The sequence below is a fragment of the Winogradskyella algicola genome, from assembly GCF_005869935.1.
Taxonomy (GTDB): Bacteria; Bacteroidota; Bacteroidia; order Flavobacteriales; family Flavobacteriaceae; genus Winogradskyella; species Winogradskyella algicola.
Window position 1 is genome coordinate 250,466 of sequence record NZ_SZQF01000005.1, and the last position, 23,593, is coordinate 274,058.

Consider the following 23,593-nt stretch of genomic DNA (forward strand, 5'->3'; position numbering starts at 1 on the left):
ATTAAGTACCATTAGTTTATAATTACTTTTTCTGTTCTTATCGCACCTGAAACATTAAGTTTTACGATGTATACACCAGATTGTAACGCTTCAACATTTATTGAGTTTACTATACTTCCGTTTTCTAATACACGTGTTAGCACCAATCTACCCTGAACATCGTAAAGATTCAATTGTGCTGAACCATTCAACTTACCATTAACATTCAATACATCCGGATTACTACTTGTAAAAATTTCTAACCCACTAATATTATTTGAATCATTAGACAATGTAGAAGGTGAAAAATGCAAGAAAAATCTACCAGTACCTTGTAAATCTTCAATTGCTGTAAAGTTATAGCTATTAGTATTTAATAGAGTAAAAGTGTTTTCTAAATTATCTTCTAGATAAACATTAATGTCCTCTGACAAATCACTTTCATGAATATTAACATTTATATTATCACCATTTGAAGCATTAATTCCTAAAGGCACCACAACACTTTCCACATCATCAAAAGACAAACATTGAATAGCCATATCCACACCAATATTATCAGCAACTAAATGAGAATATAATGAGAAATTAGCATCACTAGCATCTAGAGATCCTGCATCATAACCTATATCCAAACCAGATGAACAATTCTCTGAAAAGTAGAAATCTGTATCGTAATTATTAGCTGCATTTTCAATTCTTAAACTCAGGTGAGAGATTGAACTACTGTTTCTACCCAAAATAAAATCATCATTGCCAATTGTAGTTCTCATTGAAGGTGTAAATAATAAGTTATCCGAACCTCCAGTACCATTTGAGAACACAAAAAAACCTTGTCCTGGTGCAATGTTTTTACCTACATTCTGAATATTATTTATTATTGTCCATATCCCAGAACCATCGGTACCAGCATTATAACCATAAACAGCATTGTAATTTGAATCTAAAACATCATTACCTAATGACCCGTTTTCGTTAATAAATGCCTGAGCATCTATATAACTTGTATACGGATTACCTACTAAATTCCATGGGCTAGCAGAACCAGAGGAAATTGTAGTAGTAACATCACCTACACTAACGGCTCCTGTAAAAACAACAGAACTACCATCTATTGTTGCGCTGCGATAACCTTTACCTGCTTCAAGAGGTGTAGTTTCGTTAACAACAATATCATAATTTTCATAATTACCAGATACGTTGTTAAAAGGCGCAAATGCTCTTAAATTATTAGATGCTGCTATATTTTTATTCCAATCGGCAAAATCACTGAAAGCTTCCATAGTACCGTCAGTTACTGGAGACGATACTAAATCATTTCCACCACCAGAAGAAGAACCGATTTGATTAACATACCTCTCATATCTAGTCCTACCAGTCACAGTGCTTGTAGACGAAGGAAGTAAACTAGAATACCCATCTGAATCTGATTCTAAAACAATACTTTTCGCAGTTAAACTAACACCAGAGTCAACGATTAAATTACCATCAGGATTAACAACTACTGTATTAAAAGTAGTATTAGCTGTTATGTTAGCATCACCTGCAACGACAATTAAATCATCTGAGGCTGTTGCTACACCATTAGGATTATTACCATCTTGCCAACCATTATCGTATACATAATCTGGTCCTTTATGAATAGTGAAAGTATCCTCAACAACACCTGTATCTCTTAGGTATTTCATTGTTAGATTATTTCCATTAACTTCTAAAATACCTGATCCATAATTTCTTACTGAATAGTACATTGCATTATGATCTAAATCTCCACTAGCACGGCGAGAAGCTGTGGCATTTACAGAATAAACAGTTCCTATACCTGCGTTATCACCGATCAAAGATTTACTGTATGCACCGTCACCATTAGGTTTACCATCACCATCACCGTTTGGGCCAATAGTATTTATTCTAGCATCAAAAGAAGCTGACTCTCCATAATGACCATTAATGAAATAAGATCTTTCATAAGATTCACTATGTCCTGCAATAACTAAATCTATACCATTTGCCTCTAACATTGGTATAATGTTCTCACGCATTTCAATAAGTTCTATTTCAGCAGGAACACCATTTCTGTCAAAACCTTCGGAAGGATGCCAACCCTTTGAATACGGAGGATGATGCCAAACACCAATAACCCATTGTTGGGTTGTATTTTGGATATCATTTAATGCCCAATTATACATAGCACCACCAATAGATCTGTCTTCACCAAATGAGTTTAAAACTATAAAGTGAATATTACCGTAATCGAATGAATAATAAGATTCTGTTCCCGATGCTAAACCACCTGATTCGCCAGCAGTTGGAAAGGTAAAAATATTATAATAAGCGCCTTCAGGATTAGTAGAACCAACATATTGTCCATCAATGTTACCAATTGTAGACCATAAAATGGAGTTCTGTAACTTTTCATAAAAAAAGCTGAATAGATGGTTCTGATATTGAACATCTGTACCATGAGAATCAGCATTATCGCCTGTTAAAATAATTCCATCTGTTACATTATTTCCAACGTATGAATGGTATGCATCTCTAACAGCACCTGTGTTTGTAGGATTAAAGTAAGTTTTTCCTATACCACCAAGTATCCAAAAAGTATAAGAATCTACAGTACCAACCGTAGGATGCGTTTTAAAATATATATCATTACTATTAGATAGAATACTACCACCTGTACCCAACCTATAGTAATACACAGTTCCTGCAGTGAGACCATTAATATCAACCTCATGATCTGTTTTTAATGTAGCATCACTATAAGTAGAGTAAGACGCAAAGGTTGCATCAGTACTATACTCTACAATCGATGTATCATTTATATCAGTTCGCCATTTAATGGTAACACTTGTTTCGGTTCCTTTTTGAAGATATGGCAATCTATCTAATGTTTGTCCAAATGAAGACAAACCAATAAATAGTAACAGTAAAAGCGTGTAATTTCTTCTCATATTTTTTCTATTTTCTCAAGCTCGTTTCTTTTTGATTGTAATTCTGAATAAAACTCCTTCATAAATTTTGTATTTCTTAATCTATATGGAAGTTTTCTATAGCTCTCTTCAGCCCTAGCTATACAAAATCTTGCTTCTTTAAATTTTTCCTGTTCAATCTGAATATTAGCAAGTTTTAAATATGCGCGTTCTTTTCTGTTACTTATTTCAATAACTTTAGTTTGAAACTTTGCAGCAGAATCAAAATCTTGCATATCAATATAATTTGAAATAAGTTTATTGTAGAGAACAATTATATCACCCAAATCCTCTATTCCTTGAATTAATATTTTTTGTGAGCGTTGCTGACCATACTCAGTATCTGTTGCAAACCAAGCTTTTGAAGCATAGAGGTAATATTCAGGAAGAACGACATCGGATTTCTGTACTACTTCATTGTATAATTGTGCAGATTTCTCATACTTTTTCTTTTTAAAGTACATATCTGCAAGTAATTTTAGTGCATGTATATTATCACTATCATCTTTTAATATTTTTTTAATAATTCTTCTACAGTTACTGTATTTGTGAAGATAATAATAACTTTTGGCCAATAAGTGATTCTGTTCAAAACTATCTAAACCCAGTTTCTTTGAGTATTTAAAATCGCTTAGACTATTGGTAAAATTGTTATGCTGGTAGTAAAGCTCACCTCTTTTAAAATATAGATAAGCACTGTCTGGATATTTTTTTATCTCTTCAGAGACTTTTACAATCCTCTTATGCAAATCGCCATGTGCATAAAGACTTGTACCAGAGAGTACAAACAATACTATAAAAAGTAATTTAAATCGCAAAGTTTATAATTGTTTGGGGTAATTAATAGCTTATCAAAAGAAATTAAAATTTAAACAGTAATTGAAAAATTTAGACAAACTGTAATATTACTTGTTTAAATACAGCGCATTAAAAAAACAAACGTCTAAATGTAAATTAAATCGCTAACCTTCAAAATGTTAAAACAAAAAAACACATCCAAAATTGGATGTGTTTTCTCCTAACTAAATTAATAAACAACAAATTATTGTCAAATTAACTATATGATCATATCATTACGCTACAACACTTAGTTTCTTTTTTTCTTTAACTTCATTTCCTTTTGCCTCAAACTGATTTGAAGTATTCTTTTCTCCACCTGCTTTTAAGGCTTTATCACCAGCAAAGAATGTTTTGTGGTCATCACCAAGATCAGAACCTGCCATTCTTTGATGTTTAACGCAAGACACACCTTTTCTAATTTCTTGACGTTGTACATCTCTTACGTAAGCCAACATGCCATCATTACCAAAATAGCCTTCGGTTAAATCATTCATATGTAATGCCGTGGTGTGATATGTTGGTAAAGTAATTAAATGGTGAAATATACCAGCTTCTCTAGCACCATCTAACTGAAAAGTCTTAATCTTCTGGTCGGCTCTGTGACATAATTCTGTACCATCATACTCTGCGCTCATCAGATTATTTCTATCATAGGCTGTCATATTTTCCCCTTCAGCAAGCATTTCTTCAAAAACCTGATTACGGAAATTTAAAGTCCAATTAAATGATGGAGAATTATTATACACCAACTTAGCATTTGGCACCACTTCGCGTACGCGGTTTACCATATGGGCAATTTGTTTAACGTTTGGTGTAGGTGTTTCAATCCATAATAAATCTGCACCATTTTGTAGACTTGTAATACAATCTAGCACTACTCTATCGATGTTAGAACCATCTTTAAATTTATACAACCCATTTGGCAATCTAATTGGTCTAACCAGTTTACCATCACGCTTTAATAACACTTCATCTTCTTTTACTTCATCCATTGTAACTTCTTCAGCATCTACAAACGCCAAATACTTTGAGGCCAAATCACCAGGCTCTTTACTCACTGGCAACTTTTGTGTTAATCCTGCACCTTCAGAATCTGTACGAGCCACGATAACGCCATCATCTACACCTAACTCTAAAAACGCATAACGTACAGCATTAAGCTTTGCTATAAAATCTTCGTGTGGAACCGTAACCTTTCCATCTTGATGACCACATTGCTTAGCATCAGATACTTGGTTTTCGATTTGAATAGCACAAGCACCAGCCTGAATCATCTTTTTCGCTAATAAATACGTCGCTTCCTCATTACCAAAACCAGCATCTATATCTGCAATGATTGGTACAATATGTGTTTCAAAATTATCAATCTCATTTTGCACATCTTCACCATTGGCTTGTCTTCTAAACAAATCATTAAGCTCTATAGCATCAGCCTGGCGCAAGAAATCATAAATTTCTTCGATTAGTGCTGGTACAGCAGTTTTTTCGTGCATAGATTGGTCTGGTAATGGTCCAAACTCAGAACGTAATGCAGCAACCATCCAACCCGATAAGTATAAATAACTTTTGCTTGTTGATTTATGGTGTTTTTTTACTGCAATCATTTTTTGTTGTGCCACAAACCCATGCCAGCAACCTAAAGATTGTGTATAATTTGAAGAATCAGCATCGTAATCTGCCATATCTTTGCGCATAATAGCTGCTGTATACTTTGCAATATCTAAACCTGTTTTAAAACGATTTTGAGTTGCCATTCTTGCGGCGCTATCTGGATTGATTGCTGCCCAATTGTTACCAAATTTTGTTTTTAAATCTTTTACGGTCTGTAAAGCAGAAGCATAATTAGATTGTGATAAATTTTTCATAATTTTGAAATGTATTAATGATACTTTAGATTTAATATAGATCCCGTTTAATGTTGCCGCATTAGCGGGATATTTTTTATAATTGTTGATACGCTGAAAGCGTTAAAAATTCTTCAAAATTTTCTTGAGTAACAAGCTTTTTGAAAAGTTTGATAGCGTCACAGAACTTTGTATCTTTTATCTTGTCCTCACCTACTTCTCTTATGATTTTTTCTACTTCATCATCAAAAATCTCATCAAATAAAGCTTTGTTAAATTGACGTCCATCTTCAAGAAGTATTTCATTCTTTAACCATTGCCATACTTGGGTTCTCGATATTTCTGCCGTAGCGGCATCTTCCATTAAGTTATAAAGTGCCACTGCACCATAGCCTCTGAGCCAAGCTTCCATATATAGTATACCTACATTAATGTTTTTTCTAACACCAGCCTCAGTAATTGTACCTTTTGGCAACTCTACCAAATCGGCCACAGTTACCGTGATATCTTCACGCTTTTTGAAGGTTTGATTTGGTGTTGGCATATACTTATCAAATTCTTTCATGGCCACCTCAACTAAAGCAGGATGTGCTACCCAAGTACCATCGTGCCCATTCTTTGCCTCGCGTTCTTTATCTAATCTTACTTTTTCTAATGCTGCTTTATTAGCTTCCGGATTGTTTTTAATCGGAATTTGTGCTGCCATTCCACCCATGGCGTGAATACCTCTTTTATGGCAACGTTGAATTACCAAATTAGAATACGCAGCCATAAAAGGTGTTGTCATTGTTACTTGATCTCTGTTTGGCACTACAAAACCATCGTGATTTCTAAACTTTTTGATGTATGAAAATATATAATCCCAACGACCACAGTTTAACCCAACAATATGGTCTTTTAATTCGTAAATAAATTCATCTAACTGAAAACTTGCCGTAATTGTTTCTACAAGCAAGGTTGCTTTGAAGGTTCCTTGTGGTACACCTAGATAAGCTTGTGCAAATTCAAAGACTTTGTTCCACCAGCGCGCCTCTAAATAATGCTCTAATTTTGGCAGATAGAAATATGGTGCTGAGCCTTTTTCCATCAAGGTCTTAGTATTATGAAACACATATAATCCAAAATCTACTAAACTGCCTGACATCTCTTCATTATCAACCAATAAATGGCGTTCATTAAGATGTAAACCTCTTGGTCTTACTAAGAGTACTGCTGTTTCTTCATTAAGTGTATAATGCTTACCTCTAGCCTCATCTACAAGTTCTATGGTTTTAGTGTTGGCATCCCTGAGGTTGATTTGCCCTTCCATATTATTGGCCCAACTTGGTGCATTGCTATCCTCAAAATCTGCCATAAAAGTTTTAGCACCAGAATTGAGTGCATTAATTACCATTTTACGATCAACAGGGCCAGTAATTTCTACACGTCTATCTAATAAATCCTCTGGAATTGGAGCTGCTGTCCAATCAGATTCTCTTACATTTTTTGTTTCCACAGGAAAGGAAGGAAACTTACCTGAATCGAAAATAGCTTGTTGTGCTTCTCTCTGCTTTAATAACTCTAATCTATTAGTATTAAATTTTTCATGTAAAGCGATTAAGAACGCTATAGCTTCATCGGTTAAAATTTCTGGGTATCTGTTTTTTACCTCTTGTGCAAATTGTACTTGCTGCTGATTTGTAACTGAAATTTCCATATCCTATTGATTTTGATAAAACAATGTTACAACCTATTTTTCAAAAAAACAAGCGAACGTTCGCTATTTTTTTATTTTCGCTAAATAATTAAGTTCGCAAATAGTGTTATATTTGTAGATATGGAACAAGATTATATCAAATTAATTTTCGGGTTAAAACTTAAGCAAATACGCACAGATCGCGGACTTTCGCTATTTGGACTTTCTAAACTTTCTGGTTTATCCAAGTCTTATCTCAACGAAATTGAAAAAGGAAAAAAATATCCTAAGCCAGATAAAATTTCTGCATTATCGGAACATCTAGAAGTGCCTTATGATGAGTTAGTATCCTTAAAACTCGATAAAAACCTGGCGCCTATTGGTGAAATTTTGCAATCAAAACTATTGAAAGAAATCCCTTTAGATTTATTTGGTATTCAAGAAAATACGCTGATAGATATTATTTCTAATGCTCCCTCTAAAGTTACCGCATTTATAAGCACGATTATAGAGATTGCCAATAACTACAATTTTAGTAGAGAAAACTTTTTTCTAGCTTCGGTAAGGTCGTTCCAAGAGGCTAACTACAATTATTTCGAAGATTTAGAAGAGCACGTTGTAAAGTTTGCTAAAACGTACCAAATAGACCTTTCTAAAAAAATTACTTCAAAAGAATTGGAAGATATTCTTATTGAAGAGTTTGGCTATAACATTAATAACGATGAATTAGAAGCGCATAGCGAGCTTGATAATCTGCGTTCTATTTTTGTTCCTAAAACCAAAACCTTGCTAATTACCAAAAGCATTGATGATGCACAACGCGCGTTTATTTACGCAAAGGAACTAGCATATAATTACTTAAATATAAAAGAGCGTTTATACACGTTTTCGTGGATAAAATTTGATAATTTCGATAAGGTTTTAAATAATTTCTACGCGTCTTATTTTGCTGGTGCACTCATTATACCTAAAGAAAGTATTGTCAACAACCTAAAAGATCTATTCAGTAAAAAGCAATTTAAAACTAAAGACTTTGAACACTTATTACAGGAGTACAATGCCTCGCCAGAAAGCATATATCAAAGATTAACCAATGTACTTCCTAAAGAATTTAAACTCAAAAATTTGTTCTTTTTAAGATTTTCACACAAGAAAGGAACTGATAAGTTTTCACTTAACAAAGAATTACACTTAGAAAAACAGCAATCACCCAGAGCAAGAGAAACTAATGAACACTATTGCAGAAGATGGGCCTCTATAAAAGTTTTGCAAGCTATTAGCGCAAACAATTCTGAACATGAGTTTTCTATTCAAATTTCAGATTACGTGGCTGAGGATAAAAAGTACTTGGTACTAGCTTCTGCTACTAAAGACCCTTTTAAACAAAACAGTTATCGTAGTATTTCGATAGGTATTCAGCTAAACACACAGCTTCAACGCAAAGTTAATTTCTTAAACCATAAAAGTATTGAATCGCCACACGTTGGTGTTACTTGCGAGCGTTGCGGTATTATAAATTGCAGCGTAAGACAGTCTCCACCCAAAATATTAGAATCTATAAATAAAGAAGCAAAGACTTCTGAAGTTGTTCAAAATATTACTCAAAAATATAGCTAAACAAGATTTACAGCTTTCTTATATGCAATTTCTGTAAAATCTGTAATTACCTTATCAGCAAGCGTATAATCCTGATGGCTCGAGTGTGGACTTTTAAAACCTACACAATAAATTCCTGCAGAATGAGCTGCCTTAATTCCGTTTGTAGAATCTTCAATAACCATACATTCTGACTTATTGAAGCCTGTAGATTCTGCTGCTTTTAAAAAAATTTCAGGATGAGGTTTTGACTTTTTTAAATCTGCACCGCTGAACTTAGCACTAAAATATTGATTAAGGTCAAAACGTTCAAATATTTGCTTTATTCCTGGCATTGAAGCTGAGGAAGCCACAACCAACTCAACACCATTATTATGATAATCTTGTATTCGTTCTAAAACACCATCTATGAGGTCTAAATCATCATTCTCAAAGAAGATTTTATAGTGCTTACGCTTCAAACTTACTAAATGTTCTGGTGTTTCCTTCAAATTGAAATGATCCACTAATCGCTTACAGATATTAATGGTAGACTGTCCTGTGAAAGACGCGTATAAATCTTCATCGACATTAATATTAACATCATCAAACATGTGGTGATATGCTTTGCGATGTAATGGCTCCGTGTCTACAATAACACCATCCATATCAAATAAAACAGCTTTTAGCATAAGAATTTAATTTTCAGCTAAATTAGAAAAGAAGCTAACAAAAGCAGTAAAAACGTAAAGAAAAATCCCAAATTCCGTTGCACACATTTTAATTTTTTGGAATTTGGGATTTGAATATTAATCTTTAATCTTTTTTACAAAACATTATCCATAATATCTTGTACAACTTCTGGGTTTAACAATGTACTTGTATCACCAAGATTACTTGTATCGTTTGACGCAATTTTTCTTAAAATACGCCTCATGATTTTACCAGATCGCGTTTTAGGTAATCCTGTTGTAAATTGAATTTTATCAAGTTTGGCTATTGGCCCAATGCGGTCTGTAATTAATTGATTAATTTCTTTACGAACATTATCATGGTTTCTGTCTTCACCTGTATCTTTTAATGTAATGTAGCCATATAGTGCATTACCCTTAACATCATGTGGGAAACCAACAATAGCACTCTCTGCCACAGCATTATGCTCGTTAATAGCATCCTCTATCGGTGCAGTACCTAAATTATGACCAGAGACGATAATTACATCATCCACTCTACCTGTGATTCTATAATAACCCACTTCGTCTCTCAATGCTCCATCACCTGTAAAATACATGTTTTCAAAAGCGGAAAAATAGGTGTCCTTATAGCGTTGATGATTTCCCCAAATAGTACGTGCCATGGATGGCCAAGGGAATTTTATACAAAGTCTACCATCAACCTGATTACCTTTAATTTCCTTTCCATTTTCATCCATTAAAGCTGGCTGAATGCCAATAAATGGTAAGGTTGCGTAAGTGGGTTTAGTTGGTGTTGAAAAAGGTATGGGCGTAATCATAATTCCGCCGGTTTCAGTTTGCCACCAAGTGTCTACAATAGGGCTTTTCTTTTTACCAACATTATCATTGTACCAATGCCATGCTTCTTCATTAATAGGCTCACCTACAGATCCTAAAACTTTGAGCGATGATAAATCGTATTTTTCTACAAGTTCAGTGCCATGCTTAGCTAAAGCTCTAATAGCAGTTGGTGCTGTATAGAATTGATTAACTTTATGTTTTTCTACAATATCCCAAAAACGTCCAAAATCGGGATAACTTGGCACACCTTCAAACATTACGGTTGTGGCACCATTACATAAAGGGCCATAAACTATATAACTGTGTCCTGTAATCCAACCTATATCAGCCGTACACCAATAGACGTCTTCTTCTCTGTACTGAAATACATTTTTAAACGTATACGCAGAATAGACCATGTAACCACCTGTAGTATGTAACATGCCTTTTGGCATTCCTGTAGAACCTGAAGTATATAAAATGAATAATGGATCTTCAGCATCCATAATGGTTGCGGTTAAATCATTATAAGCTTCATCTAATAATGGCTGCAGCCACTCATCACGGCCTTCTTTCATGTTTATGTCTGAATTGATACGTTTAGCTACCAAAACAGATTCTACACCTGGACAATCTTCTAAAGCTTCGTCAACAATACCTTTTAAATCTATTGTTTTTGCGCCTCTGTAAGACCCATCTGATGTTAATACCATCTTAGCATCACAATCATTTATACGTGTTGAAAGTGCAGTAGCAGAAAATCCTGCAAATACCACAGAGTGTACAGCTCCAATGCGTGCACAAGCCAATACAGAAACCGCCAATTCTGGAATCATAGGTAGGTAAATACAAACGCGGTCACCCTTCTTAATACCTTTATCTAAGAGCACGTTGGCAAACTTACAAACACGCTCGTGCAACTGCTTATAAGTAATATGTTCTGCTGGCTCGTTAGGATCATTCGGCTCAAATAAAATAGCGGTCTTATCGCCTCTTGTGTGCAAATGTCTGTCGATACAGTTTTCTGTAATATTTAGTTTTGCGCCTTCAAACCATTTAATTTCTGGTTTTGTAAAATCCCAACTTAAAACATTGTCCCATTTTTTGCGCCACACAAAGTGTTCTTCAGCAATTTCTTCCCAAAACGATTCTGGATTTCTTACTGATTTTCTGTAAACTTGAAAGTACTCTTCAAAGTGTTTGATATGATAATTACTCATGATTGATTATGTTTTTATGTATTCCTATTTGATTTTTTTTATAAACTGATTCTATTTCTGGTATTATAGCAATATCGTCTATTGTAGATGGCACATTGTACTCTAAATCGTCTGAAATATGCCTTAACAATTTACGAAGAATTTTACCAGATCTTGTTTTTGGCAATCGCTTAACTACAAAGACATCTTTAAAAGCCGCAACAGCACCAATTTCGTGACGTACGTCTTGTATAATTTCTTTAGAAATTTCATGCTCTTCTGCGTGTTCACCAGATTTAAGAACAATTAACCCAAGAGGTTTTTGACCTTTAATATCGCAGTGTATACCAAAAACCGCACACTCAGCCACAGATTTATGAGACGCTACAATTTCTTCCATCTCTGCAGTAGATAAACGATGACCTGCTACGTTAATAATATCGTCTACACGACCAGTAATAAACACATAGCCATCTTCATCTTTGTAACCTCCATCTCCAGAAAAATAATATCCTGGAAATTTATTGAGATAACCATTTTTAAACCGTTCTGGATTTTCCCAAAGGTTTAATAATGTTCCTGGTGGTAAGGGTAATTTTACAGCTACATAACCTTCTACTCCTGCAGCTACTTCTCTTCCTTCTTCACTTAATATTTGAATATCGTATCCACAAACTGGTAATGATGCCGAGCCTGGTTTTACTTCCATAAGTTCTACTCCTACCATATTGGCCAACATTGGCCAACCACTTTCAGTTTGCCACCAATGATCTATAACAGGAACTTGTAAGTGCTGTTCTGTCCATCGTAAAGTGGACACATCACAACGCTCACCTGCTAAAAACTGATATTTTAGAGAACTTATATCATACTTCTTAATAAATTCTCCATTAGGATCTTCTTTTTTTATAGCGCGTATTGCTGTTGGAGCGGTAAACATTACCTTTACTTTATGCTCGCTAATAATTCGCCAAAAGGTTGAGGCATCTGGTGTTTTAATTGGTTTACCTTCAAACAAAACAGTTGTATTTCTGTTTAATAAAGGGCCATATGCAATGTAACTATGACCTACAACCCAACCAACATCGCTTGCAGCCCAGTACACATCACCTTCTTCAACTCCATAAACATGTTTCATAGAGAATTTTAGTGCAGTGGCATAACCGCCTGTATCTCTAATAATTCCTTTAGGTTTTCCGGTTGTTCCAGATGTGTATAAGATATAAGATGGATGATTAGACTCTACTTCAACTGGCTCTATTGCATCTGATTTTAAAACCAACTCAGCATAATCTATATCTCTTTTTTGATGAGGAATTTCAACACCTAATTGCCTGTCAAATACAATAACATGTTCTGGTTTATGAGATGCTAGTGTTATAGCTTCATCTACGAAAGGTTTATAAGGAATTATACGCTTTATCTCCACACCATTTGAAGCTGTAATGATGGCTTTAGGTTTACAGTCGTCTATTCTTATTGCCAATTCGTGAGGTGCAAAACCACCAAAAACCACAGAATGAATAACACCTATACGAGCACATGCCAACATAGCAAATAAAGCTTGTGGAATCATAGGCATGTAAATAACACAAGTATCGCCTTTTTGTAGTCCAAGTGCTTGTAAACCACCTGCAAGTTTAGAAACTTCAGTGTGCAGTTTATTATACGTGATGTGTTGTTTTCTATTGGTTACTGGTGAATCATAAATAATGGCATTTTGCTCACCATAGCCATCTTTTATGTGCTTATCTATACACAAATAGCTGAGATTTAATGTTCCATCTTTAAACCATTGTGGATAATTATACTTGTCAGTACCTAGTATTTTTGATGGAGCTTTATACCACTCTAACTGCTCGGCTTGCTTTTTCCAAAAGGCTTCAGGATGGTTTATACTTTCTAAATAAATATCTTGATAATTCATGGTTTGACTTTTTTAGAATTAAACAAACCAAACCAATTGGGATTCAACACTTTCAGCTTTATCAAAGCCCAAAGAATTACCACAAAGCAAATACCCATTACAAGCGACTCTATTGGACCTGTTGCTGTTTCACTTTCTAATTTAAAACGGAAATATAAGGTTACTAAAACGTATATACTGATTATAATATCAGACGCTAAAGCATTGATACGAAGATGTTTCATTTTTGTTTTACTTTGATTAAACTTAGTTCGTTTGCACACAAAACCAATGTTTAACAAAGTGAAACCCTAAGCTAAAAGCTCATTAATTTCTGAAACTATTTTTTTTACTGAAAAGGGCTTTGTCAAATATTTATCTGCTCCAAGTTTTAAGCCTTTTTCAATATCTGAAGCTTTATTTTTTGCAGTTAAAAACACTACTTTGGTATCTTTTAACTGTTTGTTTTCTTTAATTAACTTAAGTGTTTGATAACCATCAACTTTTGGCATCATAACATCTAACATAATCACGTCTGGAATAACACTTTGCAAGATTTCTAAAGCTTCGCTTCCGTCTCTTGCTATATACACTTCAAAATTGTGTTTTTTAAAAGTGTATTCTAACGTCATTACTATATTTGGTTCGTCATCGACGATTACAATTTTCCTCATTCTTGAGAATCGATTACAATTTACTTAAAAGGTAGCTTAAAACCAAAGGTTGCGCCACTTTTTTCATTATTTCTTACCCAGATTTTTCCGTTGTGCTTTTCAATTATTTGTTTGCATATAGCTAAACCCAAACCACTACCTTCTGGTTTTTGGATGTTTTGATTTTTCGATTGGTAAAATTTATCAAAAACGTATGGTAAATCTAGTCTTGGCACTCCCTTACCATTATCCTTTATTGTTACTTCCAAATATCCTAAATCAAATCTATAATCCACAACAATCTTACCTTTTTTAACATCACAAAATTTTATAGCATTAGAAATAAGATTTGTCAATACCTGCACAATACGATCTTCGTCATATTCTGCACTTAAATCACTGTTATTAGAATTAATAATCTCTATCTGCTTTTTATCAGCAATGTGTTTTAAACTATCAATGGTTTTTTTGATAGTGTTTTTAATGTTATACTTTTTAATGTTTAGAGTTGATCGCCCTTTGGATAGTTTTTCAAAGTCTAAAATATTATGAATCAATCGAGAGAGTCGATCACTATCCTGCAACATATTCTTTAAGAACTGTGCTTTTATCTCTTTTGGCATATCGTCATCATCGTCCATTAACAATTCTGTTGCAGCTCTTATTCCTGTAATCGGAGTTTTAAGCTCGTGTGCAACGGTATCTAAGAATTCATCTTTCTGCCTGTCTTTTTCTATAAGCTCTTCATTAGCATATTTTAGCTGATTTGTTAGTTTTGTGAGCTCGTTAGACTTTTCTCTTAGCAGTTTATTTCTGGCAATGGTTTCTTTAGATTCTTCTAGTATTTTAAGTACCTCAACCAAACTTACTTCATCTTCCTTGACTACACTTGCAATTAATATCTTAGCAGAAGCACTACCAATACTTCCTGTTAATAGTTTTTCAGAAAAATTAATCAATCGTGCATCAGCCATTTGGGTATCTAATGGCAGGTCGTATTTTCTAAAAAATAGATTTAGAGCACGTTCTGTTCTGTTTTCTCCTAAAAACTTTACCAATACTTTTTTTATATCGGCAACATAGGCTTCACCTTTCCATACCAAAGCACCATCTTGTAAATCCGAATAGTTTTTACTGTCCACAAACATCTCAGCATAGTTACGCTCTCTATAGTTTCCTTTTTGTAATACCGAAAATATCATGTAACACAAAAGGTTAACTAAAATACTCCAGAAAAAGGCATGTGCTGGCGGACTTAAAAAATCTATACCAAATAATGCATGAGGTCTTAAAAACGATATGCCTGCAAGGCCATATTGCACTAAATCATCTGATCCATTTATGGCATGTAAAGAAAAAGGCAATATCAACGTGTAAAAAACCACTGTAATACCTGCGATTATTCCTATAATAGTCGCATTAGATGAGCCTCTATTCCAAAACAAACCAATGAAAAATGATGGTGCCAACTGTGCTATAATAACAAAAGCCATTAAGCCTATAGAATATAAAGACAATTCAAAAGAAAAATTAACATAAAACACGTAAGCAATAATAATGATTGAAAAAATTGAAATACGTCTTATGCTTTTTATGTATTTGGCATTTCGTTCTGGATGACTTTTAATAAAATAATCTAAAAAGCCATAAGGTATTACCAGATTATTACTCACCATATTTGATAATGCCAAAGTAGCCACAACAACCATTGAGATTACCGCAGATAACCCTCCTAAAAAAACTAACACCGAAAGAAAAGTATTTCCGTTTTGTAATGGCAACAACAAGGCGTAGTATTCAGCTTGTCCTGCGTTACCTATAGTTAAATTTCCTGCCCAGGCAATAAAAATAACAAAGATGTTAAATAACAATAAATACAATGGAAACATCCAAATTGCATTTTTTAAATGCTTCTCTCTTACATTTTCAACTACTGAAACTTGAAATTGTCTTGGTAATAAGAATATTGCCATAAAAGACAACATTATGGTGTATAACCAATTAAAACCTTCTTCGAACCCACTGATAGTGGTAAGCGAATTAAAATTTTCAGCTTGAGACATTTTAGTATAAATATCCTCAGTACCATCAAACAAAACGTAAGTAACATAAATACCAACAAACAAAAAGAAGGCCAGTTTTAAAATAGACTCAAAGGCTACAGACATTATTATACCTTTATGCTTTTCTGATGCATCTGTAGTTTGTGTACCAAAAAATGTAGCAAAAACAGCCAATAGCAAGGCAATATAAAAAGTAGAATCATCTAGAACTGATGTAGAAACATAACTTGTCTCATCTGATAAAATTTGAAAGGTCTCAGAAACTGCCTTTAATTGCAATGATATATAAGGCACAATTGCCATGAGACAAACAATCGTAACCAATGCACCTAAAAACCTGTGGTTACCATAACGCAATGATATAAAATCTGCAATAGAGCTAATTTTATGTTGCTTAGAAATTCTTATAATCTTTTTTAATAAGATTATCCAAAGTGGTGCCGCAATTACTGGCCCTAGATAAATTGGCAAAAAATTTATACCAGAATTAGCAGCAATACCAATGCTTCCATAATACGTCCAGGCAGTGCAGTATACAGCTAAAGACAACGTGTAAACAACTGAATTATTCACCCACTTGCTTTTGGAATTTTTCTCAGCTAAATAAGCAATGAAAAATAAAGCAGCTAGATAAATAATAATTATTAAAAATAAAACGTAATTACTCATAATGACGTTTTAAAACAACATAAGACACTATAAGAACCACCAACCATATAGAAAAAACCGAAAGGTAAAATGTCGGAATACCAAACACATGCCCATCATGATTAAATATCAGTAAGAAAGGTACATTTAGCATTGCGAATGCGGCAAGTGAAAGAATAACTAATTTTTGCTCGTGTCTTTTTTTCATTGGAAACTAAAATACAAAAAACAGTGTTGTAATTACAACACTGTTTTTGCTAACTAATAAAACTTGTCAATTAATGACTTTGTGCTTCTCCCGCACCGGATGGAATTCTAATATTTTCTACAATTTCTTGTACATGTTCTGGTGGTGCAGGTGTCATACGAGACACTACAACCGATACAACAACATTAACAAGCATGGCAATTGTACCAAAACCTTCTGGCGAAGTACCAAACCACCATTGGTCTTTTGGTAACGGATCAAAGGTTTTCCAAAGTCCTGTTTTAAAAGCAATCATGTAACCTAACATTATTGTTATACCTACAATCATACCTGCAACTGCACCTTGTCTATTCATTCGCTTATCAAAAATTCCTAAAATAATTGCTGGGAAAAACGAAGCCGCAGCTAAACCAAAGGCTAGGGCAACAATTGCGGCGACAAAACCTGGTGGATAAATACCAAATAAACCTGCAATAATAATAGCTACAACAATAGCTCCTCTTGCCCACATTAATTCTCCTTTATCTGAGATATTTGGTTTTAATTGTTTTTTAATTAAGTCGTGGGAAATAGAAGTGGAAATTACTAACAATAAACCTGCTGCAGTTGATAAAGCGGCTGCAATACCACCTGCTGCCACTAAGGCAATAACCCAATTTGGTAAGTTAGCAATTTCTGGGTTTGCCAACACCATGATGTCTCTATCAACATACAATTCGTTTTCTGTAGCATTAGCATTAGATATCAAACGTTCACCAAATGTTCCTCTTGCATCGGTATAAACAGGTTTTTTGCCATCGATAGCACTTCCTGCTACATACTGAATTTTACCATCTCCATTCTTATCTGACCAAGCGATCAAGCCTGTATCCTCCCAATTTTTGAACCATTGAGGAATCTCTTTATATTCTGTATTACTTACCGTTTCGATTAAGTTAGTTCTTGCAAATACTGCTATTGCTGGTGCAGTTGTATATAAAATAGCTATAAGAAGTAAAGCATAACCAGCAGACTTACGTGCATCTTTTACTTTAGGAACTGTAAAGAATCGTACAATAACGTGTGGTAAACCTGCTGTACCAACCATTAATGCTAAGGTAATAGCAAAGACATCCCAAGTAGACTTGCTACCATCCGTATATTCATTAAACCCTAACTGTGTATGTAAGGCATCCAGTTTATCGAGTAAAAATGTACCATCTTCAACAGTACCTCCCATTCCTAATTGTGGTATGATATTGCCCGTCATCTGAATAGATATAAAAAAGGCAGGTACCATAAAAGCAAAGATTAAAACACAATACTGTGCAACTTGTGTGTAAGTAATTCCTTTCATTCCGCCTAAAAAGGCAAAAACTAAAACCACCAACATACCAATAATTACACCCAAATTAATATCAACTTGTAAAAATTGCGAAAACACAATTCCAACACCTCTCATCTGGCCGGCTACGTATGTAAATGATACAATTAAAGCACATATTACTGCTACAGTCCTTGCTGTATTGGAGTAATATCTGTCGCCAATAAAATCTGGCACTGTAAATTTTCCAAATTTTCGTAAGTAAGGTGCTAGCAATAAGGCTAAGAGCACGTAACCACCTGTCCAACCCATAAGGAAGACAGAACCATCATAGCCCATAAAGGAAATTAATCCTGCCATTGAGATAAATGACGCAGCACTCATCCAATCTGCAGCTGTTGCCATACCATTAGCTAATGGCGAAACACCACCACCAGCAACATAAAAGTCTTTTGTTGAGCCTGCTCTGGCCCAAATTGCAATTCCGAAATATAGTGCGAACGTTACGCCTACTAATATCCATGTCCAAGTTTGTACACTCATAATTTTTTTAATTTTTTGGTTATTAGTTAAGACTAATCGTCGTAACCATATTTTTTATCTAGTTTATTCATTATTCGTACGTATACGAAAATGAGAATTACAAATACATATATAGATCCTTGTTGAGCAAACCAGAACCCTAGTTTAAACCCGCCAAGTCTTATTTCGTTTAAAGCATCTTTAAACAAAATTCCACAGCCATAAGACACTATGAACCATATGGCTAGTAATATGGAAAGGTATTTTACATTTTCCTTCCAATATGCTGAAGCATTTTTTTGTTGTTCTGACATAATTTGAATTGTTTATAAGAATATGTGTGTTTGAATTGTAAAAACATTTCTGTTTTCTGCTCCTGTTAAGCCACTTTTACCTGTTAAATATTCTGCGGTAATCTTAGCAAAATGACCATTTATAAAATAGTTAAGACCTACACCAAATTCGTTTGCATTATTAGGAGTGTAATCAAGAGATTGCGTATTATACTTAACGTAAGGCATTAGCTTGGCTTTTTGAAACAAGAGACCAACTTGACCATGAAGTATGGAACCAGAAGAAGGCACTAAACCACCACCAGGTGCACCATCTGTATCACCATAATTATAATTATAGTAGGCACCCAAAGCGCTTATAGCCAAATTTTCGTTTAATGGTGCATCATAAAAAACATCAAAAGCCGTATGGAACACGTCTTCTCTATTTTCAAGCGTGTTGACCGCTAAGGCATCTGGATGATAATGAAAGCCTGCACCAATGCTCAGCACTTTCTTTTTTCCTAGATAAGAACCAACAAAATATGGCAACTTATCAGATTCTTTATCAAAAAAATCATATTTAAAATATCCTGCATAGTTCCATGTTCCTGTTCCTACGCTATTATCTACTTGAAAGGTCGGTGTAGGGCCTAATTCACCGATATTATTTCTTGCATTATTGGCAGAAATTCGATATCCAAAATTTCCGAGAGAACCTTTAGCATAAATACCTAAATGCCTTGCAAATTGGTCGCTTGTTGTGATGTTTGACCATGGAAATAACCTTGCATCAGATACCGATGCACCACCTTGGCCACCAGGATTATCTAAGGTCATCATATTTAAGGTACTTTGATTTGTCAATCTTGAAATTCCATTCCAATAGTGTAAACCAGATCCTATATATAATTTTTGAGGTACTACCGCAAATTCCGCCCAAGCATCATGTAAAAACAATAAACTTCGCTGATTATTCTGTTGCGAGTTTGGGTTAGCCGTAAGATTACCAGCACCCAAACTATTTAACCCGAAGTGGGTTAATATTAAAAATCTTGGAGATATCTGGGCATAAGCCAAAACTCTAGACCTCCTTATGGAAAACTTAGGACCTTTCTGTTCTGATCCAGCTTGTAGCCACATCTGATGCCATGTAATAAATCTCATGTACTTACTGCCATCTTCATTAAGTTTAAATTGCATTGGCTTGTAAGAATGGTCGGGTTCAGAATCTTCTTGCTGACCCCAAGATGCAATAGGTATAAATGCTATTGCAATAAAAAATAATAATAGACTTGTTTTTTTCATAAAGATTAGTTGTTAGTTAAACATTGGTTTCGTGTGCACCACTAAACTCTAAAAAACAATCTCTAAAAAAAAAGTTAATATATATATTTGGTAATTACATATATACTAGTCTCTAAAACGTTCCCATTTTATGAGCATAAACTTGTCACCAAGCTCTGTAACTAGCGTACCTGCGCCAGACAAATTTTTAGCATTAGAAAAGAATAATGCCAGTTCTTCCGCGTTGAGAATTTTATAAGTAGGATGGTATGTTGAATTATAAGGTCGCTTTATGTTATACTTTTTTACCCAATTCATAATACTAACGTGAGAAATACCCAAAATACGTTCAATTTCACGATAGGTTAATCCCTCTAAATACAACTGCAAAGCCTTATTAACGTAGTAGTCGTCGATCTTTTTGCCTAATTTATTAACGGTAAAATAATAGTTGCAGGATTTACATCTATAACGCTGTCTATTATTAACTATACCACTTTTTACGTAGCTATCAGAACCACAGTTAGGACAAAGATCAATCTTCATATATATTAATTTAGCATAAATATATCAATTTAGCACGATATAAACAAAACATATACTTTTGTTTCAGGCAATTAAATAAATTATTAAACAAAATTTAGACTACAATTACTTATTTCTCAATGACGAAAAATAGATCTTAGATGCTTTTATCACTTTTGGTGCTAATAGTATAGTTGCAACCATTGTTGGTATAGCCATAAAGGCAAACACACCATCTATAAAGTTAATCATCGCTTCAAAAGGTGTTGTAGCTGCCAAAACAATACTCAGAATGTAGAAATAATTGTAATAGTGCTTTTTATCTGCACCTATTAAAAACGATAAACATTTAGTACCATAATACGAATAACTAAACAACGATGACACGCTAAAGAAAAATACGCAAACCATTAATAGGTATTGACCATACGGTAAGGCTTGCTCAAAGGCAGAGGCTGTAAGACTAACACCATTGTCTGATGTGCTTTGCCAAACACCTGTGACCAAAATTGCTAAAGCTGTGAGCGTACACACAATTAAGGTATCTATCACAGGACCGAGCATTGCGACTAAACCTTCCCTTACAGGCTCGGCAGTTTTTGCTGCTCCGTGTGCCATTGGTGCTGTTCCGAGACCAGCTTCGTTAGAAAATGCACCGCGTTTAATACCATGCAAAATCAAAGCTCCTAAAACACCTCCCAAAAACGACTTGTCTTTTGGAAAATAATCTGCTGCAAAAGCATCTGTAATAATCAAGGATAGATATTTTGGGACTTCTTCTAAATAAACACCAAGAATAATCAACACCAATACAAAGTACAGCACTACCATAGCAGGTACCATTTTAGAAGCCCAACGACTAATACGTTGTATACCACCAAGAATTACAAAACTTGTAACGATGACCAAAACTATAGCAATGATAAGGTTACTACCAAAAGACACCTCTACTCCATTAGGTCTTAATATAATATCGTTTATGGCTTGTTTTAACTGATTGACATTCACCACTGGTAATGCACCTAACATCCCAAACACACTAAATAAAACCGCCAGGAATTTCCAGTGTTTACCAAGACCTTCAGTAATAAAGTACATAGGCCCACCTTGTATATCTCCATTACTATCCTTCCCTCTGTACAAAATCGCCAAAGTCGATGTAAAATATTTAGTACTCATCCCAACGATAGCACTCACCCACATCCAAAACATGGCACCAGGTCCACCAACTGAAATCGCCAAAGCTACTCCTGCAATATTACCCATGCCAATTGTGGAAGATAATGCTGTTGTTAAAGCTTTAAAATGTGAAATTTCACCAGCATCATTTGGATTATCATACTTACCTCTCAACACACTAATAGCATGTCCTAAATATCGAAATGGTATAAACTGCGAACGAATTAATAAATACAATCCGCCACCAATTAAAAGAATTAGTAATGGTAAACCCCATGCAAAGGATGAAAAAGCTGCTGTTAAATTTTCTAAAGTCTTCATACGGTTAAAAATAAGGAATCCTTTGCTGTGTTAATAACATATTGATAGTGCAAACTGTAATATATTGATTTTCAAAAAATAAAAAATTAACTTCGCTTATCGGTGGATATAAATCATTGAAACAGATTCATATCCTAGACATTACCTGCAATAATCCCAACATATAATTCTTGACTTTTATAAAACCATTATGCTAGATAATACTCATCCAAATTTTTATCATCCAAAACAAAATTATACAATTTGGAGATATATGGATTTCACAAAACTTTTAAGTCTATTAGAAGATAAAAGTCTATTTTTTTCTAGGTCTGATAAATTTGAAGACCCTTATGAAGGAGCTTGGACAAAACCAAGTATAGATTCTCTCAAAGAAAGATTTAGCAAAGGAGAACTTCCTAAAAAAATATTAGAAAGATTCATTGAAACAATAGAACTTGAAAAGACAAGAATGTTTATAAACTGTTGGTTTATAAGTGAGAACGAATCTGCTGCAATGTGGGATTTGTACTTGCAAAGCCCAGAAGGAATAGCAATAAAAAGCGACCATGAAGCATTATCCAAAGCAATTGAGAAATCAAAATTAATTGGACGTACGAGTATGGTAAAATATATAAATTATGACACAACTTATATTCCAACAGGAAATCTATTTTTTCCGTTTTTACATAAAAGATCTAGTTTCTCGCATGAAAAAGAATTAAGAGCAATTTTTTGGTCTGAAGAAGATATAAATAAATCTCATTTTAATAATGATCAAACCTTTCTGAATTTAGACATTGAACCAACAGAGCTTATAAAAGAAATTTATGTGTCACCTAGAGCACCAAAATGGTTTGGAGAATTAGTTGGAAAAGTTTTAAGTAGATATGAATTAAATATACCGATTATTAAATCTGGGCTTTATGAGCGACCAATCTATTAAAATTAAATATTTAAAGCATATAACAAAGAACTGAGTTAAAAAGCAAGTAATTTTATGCTAATTTTGAAACAAAGTTCTCGTCATATGGCAATCCTGATTTTGCAATAGCAAAAGCCTGTTTTAACAGTTTGTTTGCTACTGCAATGAGTGCCAGTTTCTTGCTTTTCCCTTTTGCCACTATCC

Annotated in this window: 18 protein-coding genes and 1 pseudogene; 2 read left to right on the top strand and 17 right to left on the bottom strand. The window is 34.1% G+C overall.

What is annotated here, in order from left to right; genetic code table 11:
* Positions 1-11: 11 nt before the first annotated feature.
* The 4 genes from FC091_RS09895 to aceB all read right to left on the bottom strand — a co-directional run bounded on the left by FC091_RS09895 (position 12) and on the right by aceB (position 7,331).
* Positions 12-2,933, bottom strand: a complete 2,922-nt coding sequence (locus tag FC091_RS09895) for a fibronectin type III domain-containing protein (protein ID WP_138434117.1) — start codon at positions 2,931-2,933, stop codon at positions 12-14.
* Entirely contained in the window at positions 2,930-3,769 is an 840-nt protein-coding gene (locus FC091_RS09900; protein WP_138434118.1) for a tetratricopeptide repeat protein, read from the bottom strand. The genes FC091_RS09895 and FC091_RS09900 overlap by 4 nt, the downstream gene beginning before the upstream one ends.
* A 255-nt stretch (positions 3,770-4,024) precedes the next feature.
* Positions 4,025-5,656 carry an isocitrate lyase gene (locus FC091_RS09905; RefSeq protein WP_138434119.1) on the bottom strand — a complete coding sequence of 544 codons (1,632 nt, stop codon included), beginning with the start codon at positions 5,654-5,656 and terminating at the stop codon, positions 4,025-4,027.
* A 76-nt stretch (positions 5,657-5,732) separates the two neighbouring features.
* The gene (gene aceB / locus FC091_RS09910; RefSeq protein ID WP_138434120.1) at positions 5,733-7,331 is read right to left on the bottom strand and encodes a malate synthase A; all 1,599 of its coding nucleotides are present in this window, start codon (positions 7,329-7,331) and stop codon (positions 5,733-5,735) included.
* A 120-nt stretch (positions 7,332-7,451) separates the two neighbouring features.
* On the opposite strand from aceB, the gene FC091_RS09915 reads away from it, so the two are divergent.
* Positions 7,452-8,927 (top strand): helix-turn-helix domain-containing protein, encoded by a 1,476-nt coding sequence (locus FC091_RS09915; RefSeq protein ID WP_076621232.1) that lies wholly within the window; start codon positions 7,452-7,454, stop codon positions 8,925-8,927.
* On the opposite strand, the gene FC091_RS09920 is transcribed toward FC091_RS09915, so the two are convergent.
* The 12 genes from FC091_RS09920 to FC091_RS09975 all read right to left on the bottom strand — a co-directional run bounded on the left by FC091_RS09920 (position 8,924) and on the right by FC091_RS09975 (position 22,485).
* Entirely contained in the window at positions 8,924-9,577 is a 654-nt protein-coding gene (locus FC091_RS09920; RefSeq protein WP_138434121.1) for an HAD family hydrolase, read from the bottom strand. The two genes, FC091_RS09915 and FC091_RS09920, sit on opposite strands and share 4 nt — an antisense overlap.
* A 134-nt stretch (positions 9,578-9,711) precedes the next feature.
* Positions 9,712-11,619, bottom strand: a complete 1,908-nt coding sequence (gene acs / locus FC091_RS09925) for an acetate--CoA ligase (protein WP_076615729.1) — start codon at positions 11,617-11,619, stop codon at positions 9,712-9,714.
* Positions 11,612-13,525 carry an acetate--CoA ligase gene (locus FC091_RS09930; RefSeq protein ID WP_138434122.1) on the bottom strand — a complete coding sequence of 638 codons (1,914 nt, stop codon included), beginning with the start codon at positions 13,523-13,525 and terminating at the stop codon, positions 11,612-11,614. Before FC091_RS09930 ends, acs begins: the two co-directional genes overlap by 8 nt.
* The gene (locus tag FC091_RS09935; protein WP_138434123.1) at positions 13,522-13,749 is read right to left on the bottom strand and encodes a hypothetical protein; all 228 of its coding nucleotides are present in this window, start codon (positions 13,747-13,749) and stop codon (positions 13,522-13,524) included. The genes FC091_RS09930 and FC091_RS09935 overlap by 4 nt, the downstream gene beginning before the upstream one ends.
* Before the next feature lie 66 nt (positions 13,750-13,815).
* Entirely contained in the window at positions 13,816-14,178 is a 363-nt protein-coding gene (locus FC091_RS09940) for a response regulator transcription factor (RefSeq protein WP_138434124.1), read from the bottom strand.
* Positions 14,179-14,198: 20 nt separating this feature from the next.
* Positions 14,199-16,889, bottom strand: a complete 2,691-nt coding sequence (locus FC091_RS09945; protein WP_138434125.1) for a sensor histidine kinase — start codon at positions 16,887-16,889, stop codon at positions 14,199-14,201.
* On the bottom strand, positions 16,882-17,076 hold the full coding sequence (locus FC091_RS09950) for a hypothetical protein (protein WP_138434126.1): 195 nt from the start codon (positions 17,074-17,076) through the stop codon (positions 16,882-16,884). Before FC091_RS09950 ends, FC091_RS09945 begins: the two co-directional genes overlap by 8 nt.
* Before the next feature lie 70 nt (positions 17,077-17,146).
* Positions 17,147-18,922 carry a sodium:solute symporter family protein gene (locus FC091_RS09955; protein ID WP_138434127.1) on the bottom strand — a complete coding sequence of 592 codons (1,776 nt, stop codon included), beginning with the start codon at positions 18,920-18,922 and terminating at the stop codon, positions 17,147-17,149.
* Between the two features lie 32 nt (positions 18,923-18,954).
* Positions 18,955-19,215 (bottom strand): DUF4212 domain-containing protein, encoded by a 261-nt coding sequence (locus FC091_RS09960; RefSeq protein ID WP_138434128.1) that lies wholly within the window; start codon positions 19,213-19,215, stop codon positions 18,955-18,957.
* A gap of 12 nt (positions 19,216-19,227) precedes the next feature.
* Positions 19,228-20,481: a porin gene (locus tag FC091_RS09965; RefSeq protein ID WP_138434129.1), complete on the bottom strand. Its 1,254-nt coding sequence runs from the start codon at positions 20,479-20,481 to the stop codon at positions 19,228-19,230.
* 105 nt (positions 20,482-20,586) lie between these two features.
* The gene (locus tag FC091_RS09970) at positions 20,587-21,006 is read right to left on the bottom strand and encodes a transposase-like zinc-binding domain-containing protein (protein WP_138434130.1); all 420 of its coding nucleotides are present in this window, start codon (positions 21,004-21,006) and stop codon (positions 20,587-20,589) included.
* Between the two features lie 105 nt (positions 21,007-21,111).
* On the bottom strand, positions 21,112-22,485 hold the full coding sequence (locus FC091_RS09975; RefSeq protein WP_138434131.1) for an alanine/glycine:cation symporter family protein: 1,374 nt from the start codon (positions 22,483-22,485) through the stop codon (positions 21,112-21,114).
* A gap of 190 nt (positions 22,486-22,675) precedes the next feature.
* Here FC091_RS09975 and FC091_RS09980 point away from each other — a divergent pair, with 190 nt between their 5' ends.
* Positions 22,676-23,410 (top strand): hypothetical protein, encoded by a 735-nt coding sequence (locus FC091_RS09980; RefSeq protein ID WP_138434132.1) that lies wholly within the window; start codon positions 22,676-22,678, stop codon positions 23,408-23,410.
* A gap of 52 nt (positions 23,411-23,462) precedes the next feature.
* On the opposite strand, the pseudogene FC091_RS09985 reads toward FC091_RS09980, so the two are convergent.
* Positions 23,463-23,593 (bottom strand): annotated as a pseudogene (locus tag FC091_RS09985) (IS110 family transposase); the annotation flags it as partial.